This window comes from Leptospira alexanderi serovar Manhao 3 str. L 60, assembly GCF_000243815.2.
In the GTDB taxonomy this organism is placed as follows: Bacteria; Spirochaetota; Leptospiria; order Leptospirales; family Leptospiraceae; genus Leptospira; species Leptospira alexanderi.
The window spans coordinates 149,110-172,500 of sequence record NZ_AHMT02000017.1 but is presented as its reverse complement, the minus strand read 5'-3'; the positions used below and the strand labels follow the sequence as shown (position 1 = coordinate 172,500).

At 41.2% G+C, this 23,391-nt stretch carries 11 protein-coding genes and 1 pseudogene; 8 read left to right on the top strand and 4 right to left on the bottom strand.

Annotation, left to right across the window (positions count from 1 at the left end):
- Nucleotides 1-569: 569 nt before the first annotated feature.
- Nucleotides 570-1,589 carry a tRNA dihydrouridine(20/20a) synthase DusA gene (gene dusA, locus LEP1GSC062_RS06425; protein ID WP_010577672.1) on the bottom strand — a complete coding sequence of 340 codons (1,020 nt, stop codon included), beginning with the start codon at nt 1,587-1,589 and terminating at the stop codon, nt 570-572.
- Nucleotides 1,590-1,698: 109 nt separating this feature from the next.
- On the opposite strand from dusA, the gene LEP1GSC062_RS06420 reads away from it, so the two are divergent.
- The 4 genes from LEP1GSC062_RS06420 (at nt 1,699) to LEP1GSC062_RS06395 (ending at nt 8,919) form a co-directional block, all read left to right on the top strand.
- Entirely contained in the window at nt 1,699-2,721 is a 1,023-nt protein-coding gene (locus tag LEP1GSC062_RS06420; RefSeq protein WP_010577671.1) for an LIC10647 family lipoprotein, read from the top strand.
- Nucleotides 2,721-4,673 (top strand): bifunctional tRNA (5-methylaminomethyl-2-thiouridine)(34)-methyltransferase MnmC2/FAD-dependent 5-carboxymethylaminomethyl-2-thiouridine(34) oxidoreductase MnmC1, encoded by a 1,953-nt coding sequence (gene mnmC, locus LEP1GSC062_RS06415; RefSeq protein ID WP_020983750.1) that lies wholly within the window; start codon nt 2,721-2,723, stop codon nt 4,671-4,673. Before LEP1GSC062_RS06420 ends, mnmC begins: the two co-directional genes overlap by 1 nt.
- A 184-nt stretch (nt 4,674-4,857) precedes the next feature.
- The gene (locus LEP1GSC062_RS06410; protein ID WP_020983708.1) at nt 4,858-6,732 is read left to right on the top strand and encodes a RecQ family ATP-dependent DNA helicase; all 1,875 of its coding nucleotides are present in this window, start codon (nt 4,858-4,860) and stop codon (nt 6,730-6,732) included.
- Nucleotides 6,733-7,818: 1,086 nt separating this feature from the next.
- Nucleotides 7,819-8,919 (top strand): PAS domain-containing sensor histidine kinase, encoded by a 1,101-nt coding sequence (locus tag LEP1GSC062_RS06395; RefSeq protein ID WP_010577669.1) that lies wholly within the window; start codon nt 7,819-7,821, stop codon nt 8,917-8,919.
- Between the two features lie 118 nt (nt 8,920-9,037).
- On the opposite strand, the gene LEP1GSC062_RS06390 is transcribed toward LEP1GSC062_RS06395, so the two are convergent.
- The 3 genes and pseudogenes from LEP1GSC062_RS06390 to LEP1GSC062_RS06380 all read right to left on the bottom strand — a co-directional run bounded on the left by LEP1GSC062_RS06390 (nt 9,038) and on the right by LEP1GSC062_RS06380 (nt 15,764).
- Nucleotides 9,038-10,798: an acyl-CoA dehydrogenase family protein gene (locus LEP1GSC062_RS06390; protein ID WP_010577668.1), complete on the bottom strand. Its 1,761-nt coding sequence runs from the start codon at nt 10,796-10,798 to the stop codon at nt 9,038-9,040.
- 70 nt (nt 10,799-10,868) lie between these two features.
- Nucleotides 10,869-12,421 (bottom strand): annotated as a pseudogene (locus LEP1GSC062_RS06385) (TolC family protein).
- 187 nt (nt 12,422-12,608) lie between these two features.
- Nucleotides 12,609-15,764, bottom strand: a complete 3,156-nt coding sequence (locus LEP1GSC062_RS06380; RefSeq protein WP_020983724.1) for an efflux RND transporter permease subunit — start codon at nt 15,762-15,764, stop codon at nt 12,609-12,611.
- 169 nt (nt 15,765-15,933) lie between these two features.
- On the opposite strand from LEP1GSC062_RS06380, the gene LEP1GSC062_RS06375 reads away from it, so the two are divergent.
- From LEP1GSC062_RS06375 to LEP1GSC062_RS06360, 4 genes are all read left to right on the top strand, one after another.
- The gene (locus tag LEP1GSC062_RS06375; protein WP_010577667.1) at nt 15,934-16,512 is read left to right on the top strand and encodes a TetR/AcrR family transcriptional regulator; all 579 of its coding nucleotides are present in this window, start codon (nt 15,934-15,936) and stop codon (nt 16,510-16,512) included.
- 73 nt (nt 16,513-16,585) lie between these two features.
- Entirely contained in the window at nt 16,586-17,551 is a 966-nt protein-coding gene (locus LEP1GSC062_RS06370) for an NAD-dependent epimerase/dehydratase family protein (RefSeq protein WP_010577666.1), read from the top strand.
- Between the two features lie 176 nt (nt 17,552-17,727).
- Nucleotides 17,728-18,831 (top strand): DegT/DnrJ/EryC1/StrS family aminotransferase, encoded by a 1,104-nt coding sequence (locus tag LEP1GSC062_RS06365; RefSeq protein WP_010577665.1) that lies wholly within the window; start codon nt 17,728-17,730, stop codon nt 18,829-18,831.
- Between the two features lie 371 nt (nt 18,832-19,202).
- Nucleotides 19,203-22,523 (top strand): efflux RND transporter permease subunit, encoded by a 3,321-nt coding sequence (locus LEP1GSC062_RS06360; protein WP_010577664.1) that lies wholly within the window; start codon nt 19,203-19,205, stop codon nt 22,521-22,523.
- Nucleotides 22,524-23,391: the final 868 nt, after the last annotated feature.

The window sequence follows — 23,391 nt, the reverse complement described above, 5'->3', positions numbered from 1 at the left end:
TTGATATTGGCTACATCTTTTAAATCGAATGGATTTACATCTTTGATCGCAAGGAGAACCTCTTCGTAACCTTCCTTGAGTTTTGTTTGAACAAGACTTTCGATTTTCTTTTGACAAAGTTCTTCAAATTCAAAGGCCTATTTCTCAGATTCGGCTTCTCCACGTCCTTGTCCCTAAGCTGTGTTCAGAGGTTTCGAATCGACACCGATTTCGATACTCCAGAATTTTTCCGATCTTCCTTTTTGATAAATAAAGTGACGAACCATACATAACGTCCTAAAAGATGTTGCGTCGTTTTACACGAAGATATCTATCGCAAAAACAACAACTAAATTCAGACTTTTTTTATGATTAGAGTTGTTGAAAAATTCCGTGATTCAGATTAACAAAACCGCTTCAAACGTCCATTTCAATGGAGTAGAAACGGATAGAGAATTAATTTTTCAACAACTCTATTTTAGAAAAAAGAAAAATAAAAGAAGCGAACTTTCCACTCACTTTAAAAAAGTATAAAGGTTATCCGTCGATAAGCTTTACATCCAAATCATATAACAATATACTATATGCTTCTAGTTGGATGGGATCAAGTCTAACGTATTGTTCGAAATCTCTTGCACGGCATCCAATAAAAGATCACTCGAATAATCGCAGTACATTCTTTCCGTGAGGATTCTTCTAAAACTACGAGCGCCTTTCTCTCCATGAAACAAGCCCAACATATGCCTAAGTGCATGATGCGGTTTACCATTTTTCTCTTTCAAAACAACTTCTTCGATATAATCTCTCATTCGAAGCAAAACCTCTCTCCTGCTCAAGGAAGGAGAATTATCGCGGAAAAATAAGGAATCCACTTCCGAAAAAAGATAAGGAGTTTCGTATGCGGCCCTTCCGATCATCACCCCGTCGTTCTTTTTGAGTCTATCCTGCATTTCGGCAAGAGTTCGAATTCCTCCGTTGATCTCGATCAAAAGATCCGGAAATTGTTCCTTTAAGGATTCAACGTACGCATAACGTAACGGGGGAATTTGACGATTCTGAGCCGGAGAAAGTCCGCCTAAGACCGCGATTCTTGCATGAACGATAAATCGCCTAACTCCCGCTTGGCGGACACATTCTATAAACCGACACAAGTCTTCCAAAGTTTCTTTACCGGGAATTCCGATCCTACATTTTACAGTTACAGGAATAGAAACATTACTGTCCATTGCGCAGACCAGTTCGGCGACCTTCTCCGGGGTTTCCATCAAACAAGCGCCGAAGTTTCCCTCCCTCACCCGATCGCTCGGACAACCCACATTCAGATTGATCTCAGAGTATCCATAGTCTTCACCGATTTTGGAAGATTCCGCGAGGGCTTTCGGATCATCTCCTCCCAACTGAATCGCAAGTGGTAATTCTTCCGGACTATACGACAAAAATCGACGACGATCCCCATGAAGAATGGCGCCGGTATGAATCATCTCCGTGTATAGAAATGTATGTTTGGAAATAAGTCTTAAAAAATATCGAAAATGCCGATCGGTGCAATCCATCATCGGAGCAAGCGAAACCGGATACCGCTTCGGAATTTTAGCGCCTTTCTCTGACATAAGAGGATTCCATTGCCAGAATTCCCCTCCAAACCTCTTCGGTCAAGAATCCTCTTTTTCAATTACGACTTGGAACTCAGAATGAATCATAAAAAAATGTCAGGAAAAGATGAGCCTTTCAGACGATCAGAAATCGAGAGCATTGATATCGAAAAAAATTGCCGTTTTATCAATATGGATCTGTTGTACAGTCCATTCCTCTTGTCGAACCCTCGAATCTTTTTTTGAAACCGTGATTCTTACCGGAGGAGTAGTGGATTCCACGGAATTGAATTTTTTTACGAAATACACTCCGTTGGAAAACCTCATTCGAACAAATGCTGGCTTTAAAACGCCGAAAAATAATGATCTCCCGGTCAATCATGATCCTCCGAAATCGGTACCTTTCTATACGGTCGATTCCATTCCTAGAAGACTACCCGGCTTTCCTTTTACGGGCTATTTCAAATTTTTGAACTACGTCGCTTATGGCTTTACGATCACATCTCCTAGAAGCTTTCGAGGAAATCTTCTCAACTTTCCGGATGACGGAAGAATCTATTCAAATCCGATAGAACAAGCCTTATACGGATTATATCCCCTTTCCGACCCTTTTGCCAGAAAAGCGGAATACTTATATATAGATTACCAATTCTACGGAACTCTCTATCTAGGATTTTTGGAATTTCAAAATTGGAATTTAGGAGTCGGAATCAACCTCGGTTATAGTATCTACGATTTTGATATTTTGGAAAGGGGTTTTAGAGTTTCCACCACACGAAACCAAACAAGGGGTATTGCAGGATTCAAAGTATTATACGAATATAATATTGGTCGATTTTTTGAAGATACCATTTTCTACAATTTGTATTTGTACCTGGAATTATCAAGTATCGGAAATAGAGAATACGATAACCGGGACCTACTCCGTATTGGAAACTTTGGTAAAGCTCCGATCACTCAGACAATACCCACTTCCAACGGGGAAGGTTATCACGATCTTTACCTCACAATGAACACTTTCCGAATTGGAATTCGAAAAGAAATCCAATTATCCAGACTGACATCGGATGATTTACTGCGTAAAGAAAGCGGTCCCGGTGTAGAATCCGCCCCTCCAAAACCAACGGAACCCGTGCCCCCGAAAATCTAATGCTGTCCTGGAAAAACAATCACACTCCCGTATCGGATCGATTCGATGATATCTACTTTTCCCCCGAAAACGGCTTAGAAGAAACCAAACACGTTTTTATCGGAGGAAACGATCTTCCCAATCGTTGGAGAAATTCGAATATTCAAAATTCATTTTGTATCTTGGAACTAGGCTTCGGAACCGGGCTTAATTTTTTTACGACTTGGAAAGAATATTTGGAACACAAAAACCGGTTTCGACTTCATTTTATATCGGTTGAAAAATTCCCTCTCAGTCGGGAAGAAATCTCAAAAGCCATTTCCGCGTTTTCCGAATTGGAGGAAATCAAAGAGGAATTTTTATACTCTTATCAAAATCTTATTCCAGGAATGAACTACTTCCGATTTTTAGAAGGAAAAATCCGCCTAACTCTTTTCTTAGGAAACGTTGCAGACGCGTTATGCGAAATTTCTGGAAAAGTGGACGCGATTTTTTTAGACGGTTTTGCTCCTTCTAAAAACCCCGAGATGTGGGAAGAATCGGTTCTGGGAAACTTAAAAAACGTTTCCAAACCCGGAACCACATTTTCCACTTTTACCGTCGCTAGAACGGTCCGGGATTCTTTATCCTCCGCTGGTTTTACGCTGGAAAAACGCCCCGGTTTCGGAAGGAAAAAGGAAATGCTGACCGGAAAATATTCGAATCACCCTTTTGAAACGAAAGAATCGATTCCGAAAGAAAAACCCTGGTGCAAACGTTCCGATCCCGAATCACAAATCAAAACCGCGGCGATTGTCGGAGCCGGGATCGCAGGTTCGACGCTTGCTTATTCTTTGTCAAAACGAGGAATTCAAGTTTTCCTAATCGACCCGTCCGGAATCGCAAACGAAACCTCCGGAATCCCGAGAGCGATTTCCCATCCTCATCTCACGAAAACTCCGGGATCAGTCAGTTTGTTTACGTTACGCGCATTTCGATATGCGCTTTTCTTTCTTTCCTCATTTGCCGACAAAGATCAATTTGGAAAAGTCGGATTGTTTCATGGCGTAACAGAGGAGATGAATCCCGAAAGATTCCGAAAGAGCATAGAGAACCATAGACTTACCGAAGAAATCGCCTCCTGGAAACCGAACGACTCCGATTTCCACAAAAACAACCAATTTATCAAAGAAATAGGAGTTTTTTTCGAAAACGGTTTCTGGACCCAACCCGGATCTATCGCAAGAAAATGCGCCGATCAGCCCGGAATCAAATTGATACAAGCTACGGCAAATTCCTTCGAACGAACCGAGACTTTCTGGAAACTCGGTTTGAAAGAATCAAACCAGAAAATACTTGCAGATTCTGTTATATTCTGTAATTCTTATTTGATTGGAAAATTAGTATCTTCTCTATTTGAAGGAGAAGAGATATTTCCGATAAACAAAGTCCGGGGACAACTTATATCCTTAAAAGAAACAGAAAATTCCTCTCGTGTTCCGAACATTCTTTGTGCAGAACACTATTTGACGCCTTCCGTTCAAGGAGAACACATTCTAGGTTCCACATTCGACGAATTCGACTTGAATCCGGAGCCCCGAAAAGAGGATACGGACTTGCTTTTGCAATACGTTCAAACCAAATACCCTACTCTAAGATTCGATTCGAACTGCGTTCTTTCCGAAAAAACGGGATTCCGGGCTCAAACTCCGGATCGGTTCCCGATCATTGGTCCGATCTTCGATCCGAAAGCATTTCGGGAAACTTACAAAGAAATCGATTTACCTCGAAATCAACGCAAAACGTTTCCAAACCTCAAAGCGATCCCGAACTTATACGTTTTCGGAGGTTTGGGTTCGAGAGGGGTTTTGAGTTCTTTTTTAGGTGCGGAGATTCTTGCGTCTTTAATACTGGGAGAACCCGCTCCCGTCGAATCCTCTATCTTGGAATCGTTGCATCCGGCTCGATTCCTCTATCGAAGAATTCGTAAGTAAGATGAGTTCAATATAAAAAAACGTGAAAGCGATTGTATTTCAAATGTTTGAATTGATTTACCTCTCCTCTTACACTCTAAAAAATTCAATACGGAGCTTGCCTATGGATCCCATTACAAAGCGTACTTTAGACCTTTCGGCAGAAGCAAACTACACGCAAGAAAGTTTTTTCGGTTGGAATTAAATGAATTCGGAACAAAACAATCATATTCTAAATTTAGAATCCTCTCTTAAGGAAATCTGGGGAATGTCCCGATTTCGAATTGGTCAAAAGGAATCAATCGAATCCGTTCTAAGCGGGAAAGATACATTAGTTATTCTTCCTACCGGAGGAGGAAAATCGCTCATCTATCAGCTTCCCGCGGTTTTAGACCGATCTTCTTTGACGCTTGTCATTTCTCCTTTAATTGCACTGATGAAAGATCAAGTAGATTCTCTCAAAGCGAAAGGGATCGCCGCGGAATTCTGCAATTCAACCCAAGACGATCTGGAGCAACTTAGAATCCTAAGCAGAGCAAGCACAGGTAAAATTCGAATTTTATATCTATCACCGGAAAAAGCTCTGAGCAGACAGGTGTTCGAAATTCTTCCGAAACTTCCTCTAGGTAGGATCGCCGTCGACGAAGCACACTGCGTATCCCAATGGGGACACGATTTCAGACCGGAATATCGAAAACTCTACGAACTTAGGGATAAATATCAACACCAAATACCGATCGTCGCGTTAACCGCCACTGCAACTCCCAAAGTCATCGAAGACATATCCAACTCCCTCGGACTCAAAAACCCTACTTTGATCAAAGGGAGTTTTTACAGGGAAAATCTTAACTTCTCTGTACGATTCCCTCAAAATGAAACTTCTAAGGAAAACGAGCTCTTAAAACTTTTAATCCAAGGAAATTTTCAAAAAATCGAAAGCGGGAAAGTAATTATTTACTGCGCAACCCGACAAAAGGTGGAATCAATCTACAATTTCCTAAAGAAAAACGGGTTTAAAGTCGGTAAATATCACGCGGGCAGAACCGATTCAAGTCGGGAAAAAACTCAAAACGGATATAATATCGGAAAAACAAACGTACTTGTGGCGACTAACGCGTTCGGTATGGGTTTGGACAATCCGGACGTTCGTTTGGTCATTCATTATCAAATCCCCGCATCTTTGGAAAGTTATTACCAAGAAGCGGGAAGAGCCGGAAGGGATGGAAAGTCTTCGAACTGTATACTTTTTTACCATCCCTCCGATCTGGTAACTCAGAATTTCATTATCGGAAAAGAAAATAATCGGAAAGGGGGAGAAACGTTACTCTCCTTTGTAAAAGAATATGCGATCTCCGACCGATGCAGACAACAAATTCTTTGTTCTTACTTCGGCGAAGAAATCAAATCTTGTAAAACCTGCGACATCTGCTCGGAAAAAGAATCTTCGAATATTTCATTCGCTAACGGAAGGGATCAATTCCTTGAAAGAGAAAAGGCTAAAAAACAAAAACAAGAAGAAAGAGAAAGATACGATTTTTCCGAAGATGAATTGGAAACGATAGAACAAGTTTTAGAACAGATTCCCGGTAAATTCGGTAAAAGGATGATCACCGGAGTTCTACGAGGTTCCAGATCAAACGAAATCTTGAGAAAAAAATTAGATCGTCTAGTCGGATACGGTTCTTTGCGCTCGATTCCGGAAGAAGCGATTTTAAAAACTTTGGACGAATGGATTGCGAAAAAAAAAGTAAAAATCGTAGGAAACAAATACCCGAAACTTATCCTTTCATCAACCGTAATCGTTAAAACTCCGAGAAAGAAAAAAGAACCGGATATTGGCGGAGAAAAGAAAACCCTTTCCGCAAAAAACGTTATCCAAGAATTGAAAAACTTTCGTGATAGAGAAGCCAGAAGAAGGAAATGGAAAAAATTTATGGTGCTTCAAAATCCAGTGATCGCTCAAATCGCAAAAGTAATGCCATCAACCCCGGAAGAGTTATCTCTCGTTAAAGGGATGGGTTCCGCTAAAGTTGAAAAATTCGGGAACGATATTTTGAAAATTCTAGAAAAATGGAAATGATTTATAAATCTTTTCTTGAGAGAATCCCAAGATTTACATTTCTATTAAAAGTATGCCCAAATCCCATCGAGCGCCAATAGAAGACCGCCTGAGTTTCTAAAAAAATGTAGGAGTTCCCGCAGATTGTGTCCGTATGAACTTTCTAACGGACTTTATTGTGAGAACACTTCCGTAGGAGTTCCGCATTTGAAGTTTTAGGACAGGTTCTGAATCAAATAGGTCTGGCAATTTCTCTTTCATTATACATTACTTATATTTCTAAATATCTTTGAGTTCTCTTTTTGGAGATTTTAGAAAAGCTCCCATAACGCACTTCTAAACAAAATTGACACCGATCGAGTATTTCCGATCCGAAAAAAATAAGATACAAAAGATACCTCGAAAAAATATCCATTGAAATAATATTTGGTATAAATACTACTGTTGTAAAAATTGTTGGTTCCGTAAAAAAGAGCGCAAGGAAAGAACTTCAAAATCCATATTGGTCTTGAGTTTTTGTTGTATGAAAAGGACTTATTTTCGAAAGATTTTTCGAAAACGTCAATCAGCTTGCCACCGTTTTTCCTTTACTCGCAAAAAGGTTTCCCTACGGTTCCCAATAAAAGAAAACCGACAAAAATCGTTAAAATTCTTTTCATACGCTTTACCTTTTTCAATTTTTTGCATTTTCCACAAAAAGGGAATAGATTCTCATTGTGACATGCAGTCGGTTGCTATTTATTTTTAAATAATATATTCTATTTTTATTATATATTTCTTAAGGAGTACCGAAAGATGCAGATCTGCTCTCAGTTCGTCTCAATTTCAAATTTGATCTTAAAGTATGTTCATTGAGTATCCATGCCAGATTCTAACACAAATCGATTTTATTTTTGCAAAAGATTTTTTTATTTGAGGATCATTTTTATCGAATATATCGTTGAATATTTTATTATGAAATCTTCCACAAAATGAAATTATAAGCTTGATAAGACTCATCAATCGACAATTTTATCTAATAGATTTCTATTTTTAGGTTCAGTATAGATTCCGTTATATTAGAAAAATTTAAAAAGCCAATTCCGGCTTGACTTGGAGTTTTAAAAAATGGAATTGATTCAGGAAGTTTTAGACAACATAGAGGATAAAATCAGTTTCGTGGAATTGATTCCGTATCCCGTGTTGCTCTCGAGAGTGAAAGGAGATCAATTCCAAACTCTTTATCTGAATCGAAGTTTTCGAGAAATCATAGGTTATAAAGTTAAGGAAATCCCCACCATAGAAGATTTGTTTGTCCAAGCCTATCCGGACGAGAATTATAGAGAGAAGGTCAAATTAGATTGGCTGACCGAAGTCGATGAAGTAAGAAAAAGAGAAAAACATAATATTTTAATGAAGACAAAAATTCGGACCAAATCGAACGGAGAAAGATGGTTCCACCTACGGAGCACGGAGTTCGGAGAGTTAAATGCGTTTGCATTTCAGGACATTCACGATCTTGAAACTTTAAACTTAGAGCTAATTCGCAGCAATTCCTTCAAATCTCAATTACTCTCTATTCTTGCACATGACTTAAGAACGCCTCTGATACAGATCATTTCTTTGATTTCTTTGTTTAAAAATGAGGAAATCCCTTCCGTCGATCTTTATCAGCATCTTTCAAAATTAAACATTCAAACTCATCTTACGATCGACTTGATTGACAACACGTTGAATTGGGTGAAAACGAACTCGAAAAGTATCGTAGCGAACAAGATTTCCTTCAATCCGATCCCGATCATGCAGGAAATCACGATGCTTTATAACGATTACATCCGACTTAAATGTCTTCAAGTTAATCTGGAGTTTGACGAGAATTTTAAAGTATTTAGTGACGTGAATATTTTCAAAATGATTGTTCGTAATTTATTCGTAAATGCACTTAAATTCTCAAATTCCGGTGGAAAGATTTTTCTAAGAGGAACAATTTTTCCGGATTATCAACGTATTTCAGTAGTCGACGAAGGTATAGGAATGTCCGCCGAGGAATTAGAAAAGATTTTTTCCAAAGAATTCTATTCCTCAATCGGAACTCTCAATGAAAACGGATCCGGGCTCGGAATTAAACTTTGTAGAGATTTTGCTCAATTGATCGATGCAGAATTTTGCCTGAAAAGTGAAAAGCACAAAGGAACTTGTGCGAGTTTGGTTTTTAAGGCGATGGACTGATAAGAGTCTGTCCCTCACCCCGTCGAGCGCCAATAGAATGAGACGCTCGAGTTCTATCGAGCGACCTGTAGAGAGTCATAACGTTACCCACAAATTAAGAAGGCTTTTGAGCAGAGCTCTAAGCGAGAACGGCTTGTTTGGAAGCCCTTTCCAACTTGATCAGATTGGCACTTGCCGTCGCGACGCTATCCAAATGATAGGCTTGTGTGATCGCTTTTCGTTTTTGAAGTTCCTTTCCGCTCAATGCCTTGAGTGACCTTTCTAAAAGCATTCCGCAAAGAAAACGAGCGGCGATTTCCACCACCTCAAATGCCAAAGAATCTTTCACATTTCCGTCATGAATCGATTTATAAAGTCCCACACTCGTATCGAGATCGCTCCAAACTTTTTTGAGATCTTCCGACGGGGAGAATTTAGAAAGTTCTTCCTCCGCGTATTGTCTAAGCTGTCCGGTCGGAGACATTCCTGATACGACACCGCCGATTGCAGCCACGATTTGCAATTGGGTTGTTCCTTCGTAAATTGTAGTGATTCTACTATCCCTATAGATCCGAGCTACGTCGTAGTCTTCGGTGTAACCACTCCCTCCGTGAATCTGCAACGCATCCGATGAAATTGTCACGCATCCTTCGGACGCATAATACTTACTGAGCGGCGTGAACAGATCCGCAAGTTTTTCCCAACGACGAATCGTTTCGTCCTGACTCACATCTTTTTCGGATTTGCCTTCGATTTTAATAAGGTGCTCTTTCGGCCAGTGATAGAGATCGATCGCCTTTCCGGTTTCAACAATAAGAACTCTGGTAGCTAGAATTTCCCTTTCCATTCGATCCAAAATTTTTCTAACCGCAGGAATTTGTTCGATCGGTTTACCGAATTGAATTCTTTCCGAAGCGTATTTTTTTCCTTCGTAATAAGCGGCAGTCGCAATCCCTAAAGATTGAGTCGCGATTGTAAGTCTCGCCGCATTCATCATTCCCATAGAATACTTCACAAGACCGTATCCAGTTTTTCCGATCAGTTCTCCCGGAGAATTATCGAAAACAACTTCACAAGTCGGAGAACAATGAAGTCCCATCTTATGTTCCACTCCGGCTATATGAACATCGTTTCCTTTTACGAGAAAAAAAGACAATCCTCTCGCGCCACTTTCGGGTGATCCAGTTCTCGCCAATGTAAGAATTACCGAAGGTGCATCGATATAACCGCAGGCGTGTGTGATAAAACGTTTCGCTCCATTGACTCTCCAGACACCGTTTGTATCTTGAGTTGCTTTTGTTTGAACGTTCGGAAGATCCGATCCGTAGTTTGGTTCGGTAAGCGCCATCGCCGCACTGTATTTTCCGGCGGAAATTTCAGGGAGCCATTTCTCGCACATTTCGGAAGAAGCGTATCTTTCCATAATCTCGACAATGTTTATATTTCCGTATGCAAGACAAAACGCCGCATCAGCCCTCGCCGCAATTTCCATCATAAAAGATTGAACAGTTGCAGGTAGTCCCATTCCGCCGTATTTCCTGCTGATCGAAATCGGCATGAGTCCCGCGTCTCGGAGAGTATTGTAACATTCTTCCTGAGCCGTCGGAAACGTTACCTTTCCATTCGCATACTTGAGTCCGATTTGATCCATTTCCTTACTGCGGGGAGCCACAAATTCTCCCATAATTTCACCTAAGGATTCCAATACGGATTTATAGTATTCTTTAGCCTCCTCCACACTTGAAGGAGCATAAGCCAATCTTTCATTACCGGTCTTTTTATATTCTTCCGCATCTTCGAATTTGTGTTCGTAAGCGTGAATAATCTTTTCCCAATCGATCAACTCGTCGAAAACGAGTTTAAGATCCTCGTTGTCCTGAAAATAATTACTGATAATCATGGGATTTCGTACCTCAACTATGCCCAATAGTTAAAACCATCTCGGAGATATGTCAAGCACACAAAGAAAACTAATCCCTAGTCTTATCTTCTTCTTTCAATTTTTTTAATTTTGGTAGTTCCCCGATCGCAACGGAATACCAAATCGTATTCAAAGAATGTTGATAAAACACCCTTCTATACGCGATTTCAGAATCCAAAAAAGAAATTTCCGATATCAGAAGTTCAAGACGGGAAACTGTTTTGAAACTAAAACCCCTTCTTTGACTACTCAGATTGGATTCTACGGAATTAAGAGCTTTTGAATATAAGGACAATAATCGAGCGGAATTCTGAGAACTTTCGTAGGCTTTTCGAATTTCATCCGTTGCGATTCGTTTTGTTTGCGATAATTGTAATTCCGCCTGTCTAACGGCCGATTCCGCTTGTTTTACTCCCGCAGTGATCGTTCCGGCGGACAACAAAGGAACGTTAATTGATAACTGCATCGTGATATCTTTATTCGGAGTCGTGTTATGCTCCGGAATCGTATAATAATTGTTTAATGTAACCGAAGGCAAATGTCCCCCCCAGGCCTTTTTCAGATTGAGCTCCGCCATCTTAAGATTTTCTTTTGCCGCAATCACGTCGTATCGTTTTGCGATCCTTTCTTCGGGTAATAGGTATTGAGGAATGGAAATCACTCCCTTAGGAATCGACAATCGAAGTCCCCCTTCTCCTATTCCCACAAGACTTTCCAACGCCATTTCGGCCTGTTTCAATTGGTATTTAAAATCCTCGAGATTTGCTTCGGATCTGGAAAAATCCGCTTCGGCCCCGCTCAAGTCGGCCCTGGTGATTTTTCCCAAAGAAAAAAGCCTTCGTCTTTCCAAAATCATTTTACGGACGAGATCTTTTTTTTTCTCCTCCAACGAAAGAACCTCTTTTAATTGTAGAACATTATAATATGCTTGTGCAATTTCCAGATAGAGGCGCCCGGACTCGTATTTAGCCTCGTTCATTCTCACATTGGCGAGAGCGCCCGCGGCTTTATAAGTTGTGTACTGGCTTACTCCGTTTAAGATGGGGATACTCAAAAGTAATCTCGTTCCGGGACCGACGGTCGGAGGCAGGCTACTCGTAGAAGATCCTCCCGTAAGAGGATTCGGTTCCGTATAAAACGGGTTAAATTGAGAATTCGGTCCGGGAATCCTATAAAATTTATTATACACCAAAGACAAGGAAGGAAAGAAGGAAGCAAACGCCGCCGCCTTTTGAGAATCCGCTTGCTGAATCGCTTCTTCCTTAAGTGCAATTCTTTCCGTTCTTTCCACCGCATACGAGTAGAGTTCGTCGATGCTCAGCTCTTGCTCGGGAGAAATGTTCCGAATCTTTTCGGTCGTAACTCCGGTGACTTCTTCCAGACTGGATTCGACAACTCCATCGCCCGTTCGAATCTTCGAATCGTCGATACAGCCAAAGCCAAACGCCAAGGTTGTAAAAAAAAGAAAAATAAATTCACTTTTTTGAATGTATTTTTAAAACCGAGTCTCGACCATAAGCTCCGATGCAATAGAGCCGATCTTTTGACTTGCAGCAAAGACGGATTTATAAATTCTATTTTTATAAAATTTTTTCGATTCATTATTTGTTTCTACGATTTGTTTAAATCTAAATTACAAAGAACCTATTTTTAGTTTATATTTCGTTGTCTTTGCAATATCATTTTACAGATATTTGTCTATGGAAAGACATCTATTCAACTTTGGGCTCTCTAGGAAATTTAATATCCGGTTCTCTACGGATCCGTGTTGCAAATCGTTTGAAGGAACTCATCGTTTTTCCTTTTCTCCGAGATAATACGCCGCGGGAACGACCAAAAGTGTAATCAAGGTGGAAAGGGTCATTCCTCCCAAAATCGTCACCGCCATTGGGATTCTAGTTTCCGCTCCGGGTCCTAGAGCCAAGGCGGGAGGAATCGCAGCCGCAATCGAACTGAAAGAAGTCATAAGCACCGGTCTCAAACGGATCGGGCAGCCTTCTTTGACGGATTCTCGAATGCTTTTTCCAGTCGATCGAATGTGGTTTACAAACTCCACAAGAAGAATCGAATTTTTTTTTACCAAACCCAAAAGGAGAATGAGCCCGATAAAGCTGTACATATTGAACGACTGACCGAACACATAAAGAGAGACTAACGCTCCCGTAAAACTAAAAGGCATTGCAAGAAGAATATAAAGCGGTTGTTTTAAACTGTTGAACTGACTAGCGAGAATCATATAAGAAAGAAGAATTCCAAACGTCAAAGCAAGCGTAAGACTTTCGCCTGATTCTTTAGCGGTTTTGGCCGAACCAGTAATTGAAACGGAATAACCGTCTGGAAGAATCTCTCTGGCAATCTCAAGCGCCTTCTCCGTTGATACAGTCTGCCCTAAGGCGGGAGCCGGATTTCCAAAAACACGAATTGCTCTTTCCCGATTGATCCGAGTGATCGTTTTAAGCGCTTCCTTTTCTTGAATGCTCACAATTTCTTTGAGTTTGACGAATTCACCGAAGGTGTTTCGAACACCAATGTCTGGAATGATCGCTATCGTTTCTCCCTGATCCTTTCGGATTTTTACTCTTACGTCGTAACTTCTTCCGTTTTCCGTAAAACGACTTACATTCTTTCCGCCCATCAATGTTCCAACCGTGTTTCCAACGTTCGCCATACTCACACCTCGGAGTGCGGCGGCTTCTCGATTGGTAATAAGTCTGAGTTCTTTTTGTCCGGCGACGTAATCCGTATCCACGTCTAAAACGACCTTACTTTCCCTGAGCTTATCCAAGATCCGAACCGAAAGAGCGGATAACGTTTTCCAATCTGGACCAGTTAACACGAGTTCGACGGGATAACCTCTCCCTGCGGAAAATCCTCTCTGGGAGAGATCCTGCATAGAGAAGATCGCTTCGGGCACGAGTTCCTTTAAATCCTTTCTCAAAATTCCGAAAAGCGCCGACTGAGTGAACTCTTTTCCGGTTTTAGGATTTTTCGGTCTGTGTCCCATTTCCTTCATCGTGACAAAGAACATTCCAGTGTTCGCTTCGGTTCCTCCGAATCCTCCCACGTTGGATATGTATTTTTCGATTTCCTTTCGGTTGATCAAATACAGTTCCACTTTTTTCATCATCTCGTCCGTTCTCTGCAAAGAAGAACCCAATGGTAGTCTGGCTCGAACGATAAAACGACCCATATCCTGAGGCGGAATAAATTCTTTTTTCAAAAGGAAAAAAAATCCGAGAGACAAAATAAACAATGCGGTCGATCCGAATACGATCCAACGCGGATATTTTAATACGAAGTCGATCGAACGCGCGTATAAGTCCGTGCTGTAATCGAGAAATCGTTCGATCGTCGGGTCCATCCTTTTAAAAACGGAAATTCTCGAAATCCAAAGATTCCAAGATTCACGCGCATCGACCGAAAACATCGAGGAAAGATGGGACTTCTTCTCGTTCCCTTTTTTAATTTCTCCGTACAAGGAAACACGCATCGGCGTAAAACTCAGCGCTTCAAATAGAGACAGCAAAACGGCGATGGAAATCGTAACTCCGAATTCCAAAAAGTATCTTCCGATGATTCCTTTCATAAAGGCTACCGGAAGAAAGATCGCAACGACAGCTAACGTAGCCGCTAAAGCCGCAAATCGAATTTCCAAAGCCCCTTCCAATGCGGCTTTAAACCAGGACTTTCCCATCTCATGATGTCTCGTAATATTTTCCAGAACCATGATCGCGTCATCTACGACGATCCCAGTCGCAAGAGATAAACCTAACATCGTAAAGGTGTTTACCGTAAAACCCGCAAAGTATAAAAATAAAAACGTTCCGATCACCGAAGTCGGAATTGCAAGAAGAACGTTTCCGGTACTCTTCCAATTTCCCAAAAACAGCCTACACACGAAACCGGTGAGAATTGCGGAAAAGATCAGAGTGAATTCGAGCTCGTTTACGCTGTCTCGGATATAACCCGTGTTATCGTTCGAAATCGTAAGATCGTAACCTTTCGGAAGCCTCAGCTTTAATTCTTTGACCTTCGCTTTAACGAGATCTCCCACTTGAACCGCGTTGGCTCCTTTGAGTTTTTTGATCCCAATCGCAACGGCAGAAATTCCGTTAAACCGGGAAATTCTTCTGATCTCGCCTAACCCGTCTTCGACGGTTGCGATATCTTTGAGTCGAATCGATCTAAAAAGAGGAGAGCCACTTCTTGAATTTAAAAATATGTTTCCAAATTGTTCCGCGGTGGGAACCTCCCCCACCGCTCGAAGACTGATTTCATTCGTTCTGTTTTCCAATCTTCCCGAAGGAACTTCCAAGTTCTGTTCCTTGAGCGTGTTGACAATATCGTCCACGGCGATTTCGTTTCTGGAAAGTTTGAGCGGATCCAAATAGACGTTGATCGTTCGATCGACGTAACCTCCGAGGATGATTTCACCGACTCCCGAAATTTCCTGAAACTTATCTTTCAGAAAATCCTTCACGAAAAGCATCTTTTCCTTTTCGGTCTTATCGACCGCGGTCACGGAAACCCAGATGATCGGAACATCGTCCGGATTGGATTTTGTAATCACCGCCGGGTCCAATTCTTCCGGAAGTTTATTGGAAACCTGAGCCAGTTTTGTTTGAATCTCCTGAACGGCAACATCCACGTTCCGACTGAGTTCCAACTCTACGGTTATAGTTGCGGAACCGTCCGAAGAAATTGAACGAACCTCGGTAACTCCTTCGACAGCCATTAAAGCTTCTTCGATCGGATCAACTACGTCGGTTTCCATAACTTGGGCGTTGGCGCCGACGAGTGTGAGCGAGACGTTGACTACCGGAAAGTCAACGTCGGGCATTTGAGAAACGCCCATTCTGGAAAATCCGACCGATCCAAAAATAATAATCGCGGCCATCATCATCCAAGAGAAGATCGGATTTTGTATCGATACAGTGGAGAGCAAGAAAAACCTCTTCAGAATTTAACAAAAACAAAAGTTCTAAAGCAAACTTTGAATATCAATTCGACCTGACTTTTCGACCTCGGGTCCTATTTTTTATCCAGCGAATCTATTATAATTAATTCTCAACTCCCCTTGACAGGAAAAACAATACGATCTCATTCTGGAAGATATGGAACAACTTAGCTCCAGAGAACGATTGATACAAACCACAGCGCAACTTTTGCAAGAGAAAGGTTATCACGGAACCGGGTTGAAGGACATTCTTAAATTAAGCGGAACTCCGAGCGGTTCGCTTTATCATCATTTTCCCGATGGAAAGGAAGAATTAACTGCAGCCGCGATTCAGAGAGCGGGGGAACGTCTCGAAAAACAAATCGAAGCTACCATTGAAAATCATCCCGATCTTTATAGAGCTTTGCGAGAATTTACGAATCATCTTTCGCAGGAACTAATCGACTCCCGCTTTCAAAAAGGTTGTCCTATTGCAACTGTGGTTTTGGAAATCGCAGCTGAAAACGATCGAATCCAAAAGGTTTGCTCGAGTATATATCTCAAATGGCAAAATTTATTGAGCTCTTTCCTACAAAAATCGGAAATGAAAGAAGATCAGGTGAAATCTGTCTCGATTCTTCTTTTGGCAGTCGTAGAAGGGGCTTTGGTATTATGTCGTGCTCACCGTAGCATAGAACCCTTGGAAATCGTTAGAAAACAACTGGAAAGTATTTTGAGCACTCTAATTCCTGCTTAAGGGAATGTAATTGACCGCTTTTATCTTCCAATAAAATCAGTAGATCGATCTATTTACTTTTAGGGAGCGAAGAATGAATATTTTTATCACAGGAGCTTCCGGTTTTGTAGGGGAAGCGGCGACCCGAATTTTATCTAAAAAACATACTGTTAAAGCAATGTCCCGGTCGGAAAAAGCCGACGCCATTATTTCCATGGTAGGAGGAAAGCCGGTTCGTTGTGAACTCAATTCCGTGGATTCAAATTCTTTGAAAGGAATCGACGTCGTCATTCACAGCGCGGCTTATGTGGAACAATGGGGACCGTTTCAGGATTTTTGGAAGGTCAACGTGGACGGAACCGCTCAACTTCTGGAGGCGTCTCGCAAAGCGGGAGTCAAACGATTCATCTTTATTGGAACCGAAGCCGCCCTCTTTTACGGACAACCGATGATCGACATCGATGAGTCGTATCCTTATCCGAAAAACTCTCCCTTTCCCTATTCAAAGACCAAAGCCGAAGCAGAGAAGCTTGTATTAAAAGCGAATTCTTCTGAAATGCAAACTCTTTCCATCCGTCCTCGTTTGATTTGGGGACCAGGTGATAAAACAGTTCTCCCCGTTCTTTTAAAGATGATCGCAGATGGGAATTTTTCTTGGATCGACGGCGGCAAGGCTCTTACCAATACGACTCACATTTATAATCTAATTCATTCGATCGAACTTGCTCTTACAAAAGGCCAGGGCGGTAAGGCTTATTTTGTCACCGACGACGAAGTATTCAATTTTCGTAATTTTCTAGAATCTCTTCTCGCGACTCAGAAGGTAGTTGCTCCGAATCGTTCTATCCCGGGTTGGCTTGCTCGTTTTTTAGCGAGGATTTTAGAAGGAGTTTGGAAACTTTTTAGAATTAAAAACGAACCTCCTTTGACTCGTTTTAGTGCGAGTATCATGTCCCGAGATTGTACGATCAAAATCGATCATGCTAAAAAAGATTTGGGTTATTCTCCCCTGCTGACGGTTCACCAAGGTCTTGCAGAAATGCCGATTCTTGGTTCTTAAATCTCGGAATTTTTTCGTTTTTGGTATCGGAAATTCCGATCAAGATATAGGATTTTTCTTGTACTTTTTTGATTCTCCCAAAACCTGCATTTTATAAGGCATTGAAAAAGGTCTTTACGAAATCGAATTCAAATATAAAATGCGACATAATAAAATTATAAGAGCCCAAGTTGGATATGAGTAGCATCGAAACTGAAATTTCGGAAAAAAATCTTAAGAAAAAGACAGAAATCGAATTTCACAAACCTACTCTATCCAGGGAAGATTTGAAAACAGTTCTTGAATGTCTAGTTGAAGACCACCTCACAACCGGAAACGTGACGATACGTTTCGAAAAAGCGTTCGCTTCCACCTTTCGTTATAAACAAGTCATTTCCAGCAACAACCTCACCTCTGCATATCACCTTGTCCTTCTCGCACTTGATATCCAAGCAGGTGACAAAGTAGCCCTCTCCACCTTTGCGCCCGTTTCCGCGCTAGATGCGATTTTTCTCTTAAAAGCAATTCCAGTCGTAATCGATTTGGATAAAAATTCTTTTCATTTGAGTCCAGAAGGACTCACAAAAGCACTCCAAAACTCTTCCATAAAAGCGGTTCTTTTGGATCATCCTTTCGGGTCCGTTGTAGACGCAAAACGTTACGATTTTCAGGAAATTCCAGTCATCGAAGACATTTCCGAAGTTTTAGGCGCTCAAAGCGCAACATTCACTCCGGGAAAACAGGGTAATATCGCTGTTTGCGGACTTTCCGTAGATCAGATGATTACAACCGGAAACGGTGCGATGATTATTACCGATCAAGAATCTTTGGCTAAAAAAATCCGCACAATGAAGGCCGGTAAAGAACCTTACCAAAGAAAAGAAGGACAACCTAAATTAGACTACAATCTCATCGACTACCAAGCCGCTCTCGGAATCGAACAACTTTCCAAAATCGGAATCATCTTAGAAAGAAAAAGAAAGATCGCACAAGTTTATCTTCAGTCTATTTCGGGAAGTTCGGTAAAAACTTGGTATGGGGATCCGAATCTGGATACGTTTAACCGTTTTATCATTCTTGCACCGGGAAGTTACGAACAGGTTGAAAGATACTTTCGTTCCTTACAGATTGGAACCCAAAAAGTAGCAGAAGAACCGATTCATCATATTTTGGAACTTCCAAATTCGGATTTCCCGAATGGAGAAAAACTCTTTCAAAGAGGTCACTGCATTCCAATTTATCCCAACCTGACAAAAGATAATATCCAAAGAATCTCTCAGGCGATCCGTAGAATTTATTGAACGATTACCCTAAACCAATGTGGCTGGCGTGAGCCATAGAAGAACAATGGGATTAAACTCTAAAGAGTAAAATTTAGTTCTTTATATCAAGAATCTTCCATCACAAATACAGATTTTAACAAAATCGAATTCTTTTCGAATTTGTCTTCGAACAAGCTCATCTCCAAGCTAAACATACTCACTTACTGAATTCGTAGATTCGACAAAACATTTTAAAATGCGCTCCAAAAGTCCCTTCTTCCCGAAGCGCTTGTTTCAAAAATATGATCAATTATTTTTAAGAGATGCTTAAAATTTCCTCACAGAAATTTGATATTGATTTCTTTTTTAAGAAGCTCGACGTTCCTTGGTAAGTTATACTGAGGTAGTCCATGAATATCGCCCAGCTTTCGATCAAACGACCTATTTTTATTTGTAGTATCGTTCTTCTGATGCTTCTCACTGGTTGGGTGGCTCTGGGAAGAATGGGAGTGGACCTTTTTCCAGACGTAAACATCCCGATTGTTTCCGTTACCACAATTTACCCGGGAGCGGGTCCCGAAGAAATAGAAGAACTCGTTTCTAAACCTTTAGAGGAAGAACTCTCCTCTATTGCCGGTTTGAAAAAAATTTCTTCCAGAAATCAGGAAGGCGTTTCCGTCGTATTCGGCGAGTTTACACTTGCAACAGACATCAAATACGCGGAACAACAATTCAGAGATAAAGTCGGGCTCGTAAAACCGAAACTCCCGACCGGAATCAAAGAACCGAAGGTAGTCCGTTTCGATCCGGCGGATCAACCGATCGTTCGACTCGCACTTTTCGCGGAACTAGATCAAGCAAAACTCTACGACATCGCTAAAGAAACGGTAAAATCTAAATTAGAACAAGTTGCGGGCGTCGGTTCAGTTAAGATCGTCGGTGGAACTCGAAGAGAAATCCAAATCGAATTAGATAGAAACAAACTAACTTCTTATCAAATGCCCGCGGTTGTAATTGCAAACCGTCTGAAAACCGCAGGTTTAAACGTTCCAGTCGGAAAATTTGAAGCAGGTGTTAAAGAAACTTCTTATAGAACTCTGGGAAGATACGAATCCTTATCTCAAATTGAAAATACAATCGTTTCCTTCAGCGGTGAAGTTGGAAATGCAGTTCTCATCAAACAACTGGGAATCGTTCGAGATGGAACGGAAGACGAAGAAACGATCGGTTACCTTTGGGCGTCGAAGGAAGGAGCCGTCGAGGAAAAAGTTTCGTTCTTCACCAAGATCGGAAATTTCTTCAGAGGTAAGAAAGAAAATACCGCCATTGCTAAAGAAACAAAACCTGCTTTGTTCATCGACGTTTACAAACAATCGGGAGCCAATACAGTCGCGGTTGCGGACGAAGTTCTAAAACGAATCGTTAAACTCAACGAAGGAATTCAAAACTTAGACGGAAAACCAAGGATCCGTTTGATTCGTGACGGATCCAGATGGATTCGTTACAACGTCGAGGACGTGACCGAAGCGATCATAATCGGGATTCTTCTCGCTGTCATTACGGTTTATTTCTTTTTAGGAAATTTCCGTTCTACGATCATTACGGGACTTGCTCTTCCGAACTCCATGCTCGGCGCATTCGTTTTAATGTGGGCGATGGGTTTTACCATCAACGTGATGACTCTTTTAGCTCTTTCCTTGGCGGTAGGTCTTCTCATAGACGACGCAATTGTAGTTCGAGAGAATATCTTCCGGAAACTGGAGGAAGGAAAAGGGGTAATGGAAGCGGCCGAAACGGGGACCACGGAAGTAACGTTAGCCGTTATCGGAACGTCTTTAACGGTGATCGCCGTGTTCTTACCTGTAGGGTTTCTTTCCGGTATTGTAGGTCAGTTTTTCAAACAGTTCGGCTTAACCGTAGTTTTCGCAATGCTCATTTCTCTCTTCGACGGACTTGCAGTAGCACCGATGCTTTCCGCCTATTTCGCCGGTAAGATTGATCACCATGCAAAACCGAATAAGGCAGTAGAACTTTTCGATAAATTCCAAACCTGGCTCGAAAGACAGTATGGGAAAGTAATGAAAGTCGCTCTGAAAAGACCAGGAATGGTACTTTTGGCCTCCCTTGGAATTTTCATTCTTTCGATTTTATCTTTGAAGCTTGTAAAGAGCACGTTTTTACCCGCAAACGATCAGGGAGAATTTCTAGTTACCTTGGACCTTCCTCCCGGAACGAGTCTTCAAGGAACCAAACAAGTCGCGGATCAAGTTCTTGAAATTTTGAAGAAAATTCCCGAAATGGATATGATCGCGGTTACGATAGGCAAACCGGACGGAGGAGAGCCAAACGCGGGAACTCTTGCAGTTGCATTAGTACATTCTAAAAAACGAAAACGCACTACAACTCAGGTCAAGGACGATATTCGTGAACTTTTAAAACCGTTCGCATACGCAAGACCAGCAGTATCCGATTATAGCGCGGTCGGAGGCGGAATTCAGTATCCGTATCAGCTTGTAATCAAAGGGGAAGATCTGGCTGAGATGGACGCGTATTCCAAAAAGGTCGTAGCGAGATTGAAATCTCTTTCCGATCTGGCGGATATCGATACGGATTACAGAGCGGGAAAACCGGAATATCAAATTCATTTGGACAATTTGAAAATGCAACTTGTCGGGGTGCTGCCTGGCGTCGCAGGTTCCGAACTTCGTTATCAGATTGCGGGGGATCAAGTCAGTAAATTTTACGACAATGGAATCGAATACGAAGTGAAGATGAGACTTCGTCCCGACCAAAGAAACCTAAAAATGGCCTACGGACAAACCAAAGTGCCGAATATCGCCAATAAACTCATTCCACTTTCCGCAATCAGCGTTGGAAAGGAAGCGGCAGGTCCCTCTCGAATCAACCGGATTGACAGAGCGAGAACGATCGTCATCAATGCGAACTTAGCACCGGGAGGAGCGGTTCAGGATGCGACTAAGATCACCGATGAAATTTTAAAGAAAGAACTTCCTCCGCCTCCGGGGATTCGATATAATTTCCAAGGACAATCGGAAGACTTCAAAGAACTTTTGGCAAATATCGTACTCGCGTTCGGACTGGCGCTCGTATTTATCTATCTCGTGCTCGCCTCCCTATACGAATCGTTTATCACTCCGATCACGATTCTATTTGCAATTCCTCCGGCAATTTCCGGAGCATTCTTCGCGCTCGCATTGACGAACGAGATGCTCAACCTCTTCTCAATGATCGGTTTGATTCTCCTCATGGGACTTGTGGCAAAAAACTCGATTCTTCTTGTGGATTATGCGATGCAAGCAATGAGAGAAGGAGGAAAATCTCGAAACGACGCGATTTACGAAGCGGGGCTCGTTCGACTCAGGCCGATTTTAATGACTTCCCTTGCGATGATTATGGGAACGGTTCCGATCGCTCTTGGATTCGGGGAAGCGGCAAAATCCAGAACCGCTATGGGGATTGCGATCATCGGAGGGTTGATTCTTTCAACCATCGTAACACTCGTGGTCGTACCTGCGATCTTCGGATTCATCGATCGATTTAGAGAATGGATCGAAAGTAAATTCCGACCGGACTACGATATGAACGCTTCGTTGATTGAACACGAACATTTTTCCAACGGACAAGAGTTCTACAAAAAAGAATGGGCTGTCACTCCGGAAGTGAAAGTGGAACTTCCTAAAAAATCAGTTTCCAAAAGATCTAAAAAATAATATTAAAATTCTTGAATGGAAAATTCGCTTGAAGCGAATTTTCCGTAGATTTCCAACCGTTTACGAACAAACCTAATTGAAACAACATCGAAATCACATTTCTTTCCGAAAATTTTGATCGATATATGACAAAATGATATTCTTTATGATTTTAATTTGTTCGTAAGAATTACGTAAAAACGGAGAGAAAAACCAAAGTTGATCTTGAAAAAACAAAATCCATTCCGGTTATTCTCCTAAATGAACAACATTGCCAAACCCTTTTGAACTTTCTGTAAAAAAGAGCCACTCTACGAGTCGTTCGACAAATTGTGTAGAGTTCATTAAAAAAATGGAATAAAAAAATTCAATTTTGAAATAAACCGTAATTTGGAATCAAGTATGACAAGGCTTCGGAAAGATATGTTACTTCCTACGAAACATTTAAGAATCAAATTCCTGAATATCATTCATTCTTCTCCGTCCAATAAAAAAAGTATCTCTAAGAAAAAATTAAAATTTGAATCCTAAAATTTCAGTTATCATAGAAGAGACGTTCTTTACCAAATAACTTTTTCCATATTGATTTGTGAGTTTCTTTTTGAGATATTTCTTATAGCTCAAAATCAGGGGAAGATTTTTGTAAAAAATAGAAAGCTCTAAGCAGTTCAGCGGAGTCACTTTTTTCGGAGACGATGAGAGAGTTCAGAGATTGGAAAATTGATCAATAGAGTTGTTGAAAAATTAATTCTCTATCCGTTTCTGCCCTATTGAAATGGACGTTTGAAGCAGTTTTGTTAATCTGAATCATGGAATTTTTCAACAACTCTAATAATCGGTTCCAACAACTTTTAGGCATAGGAGTAGAATCCACAAAACAAATATACTG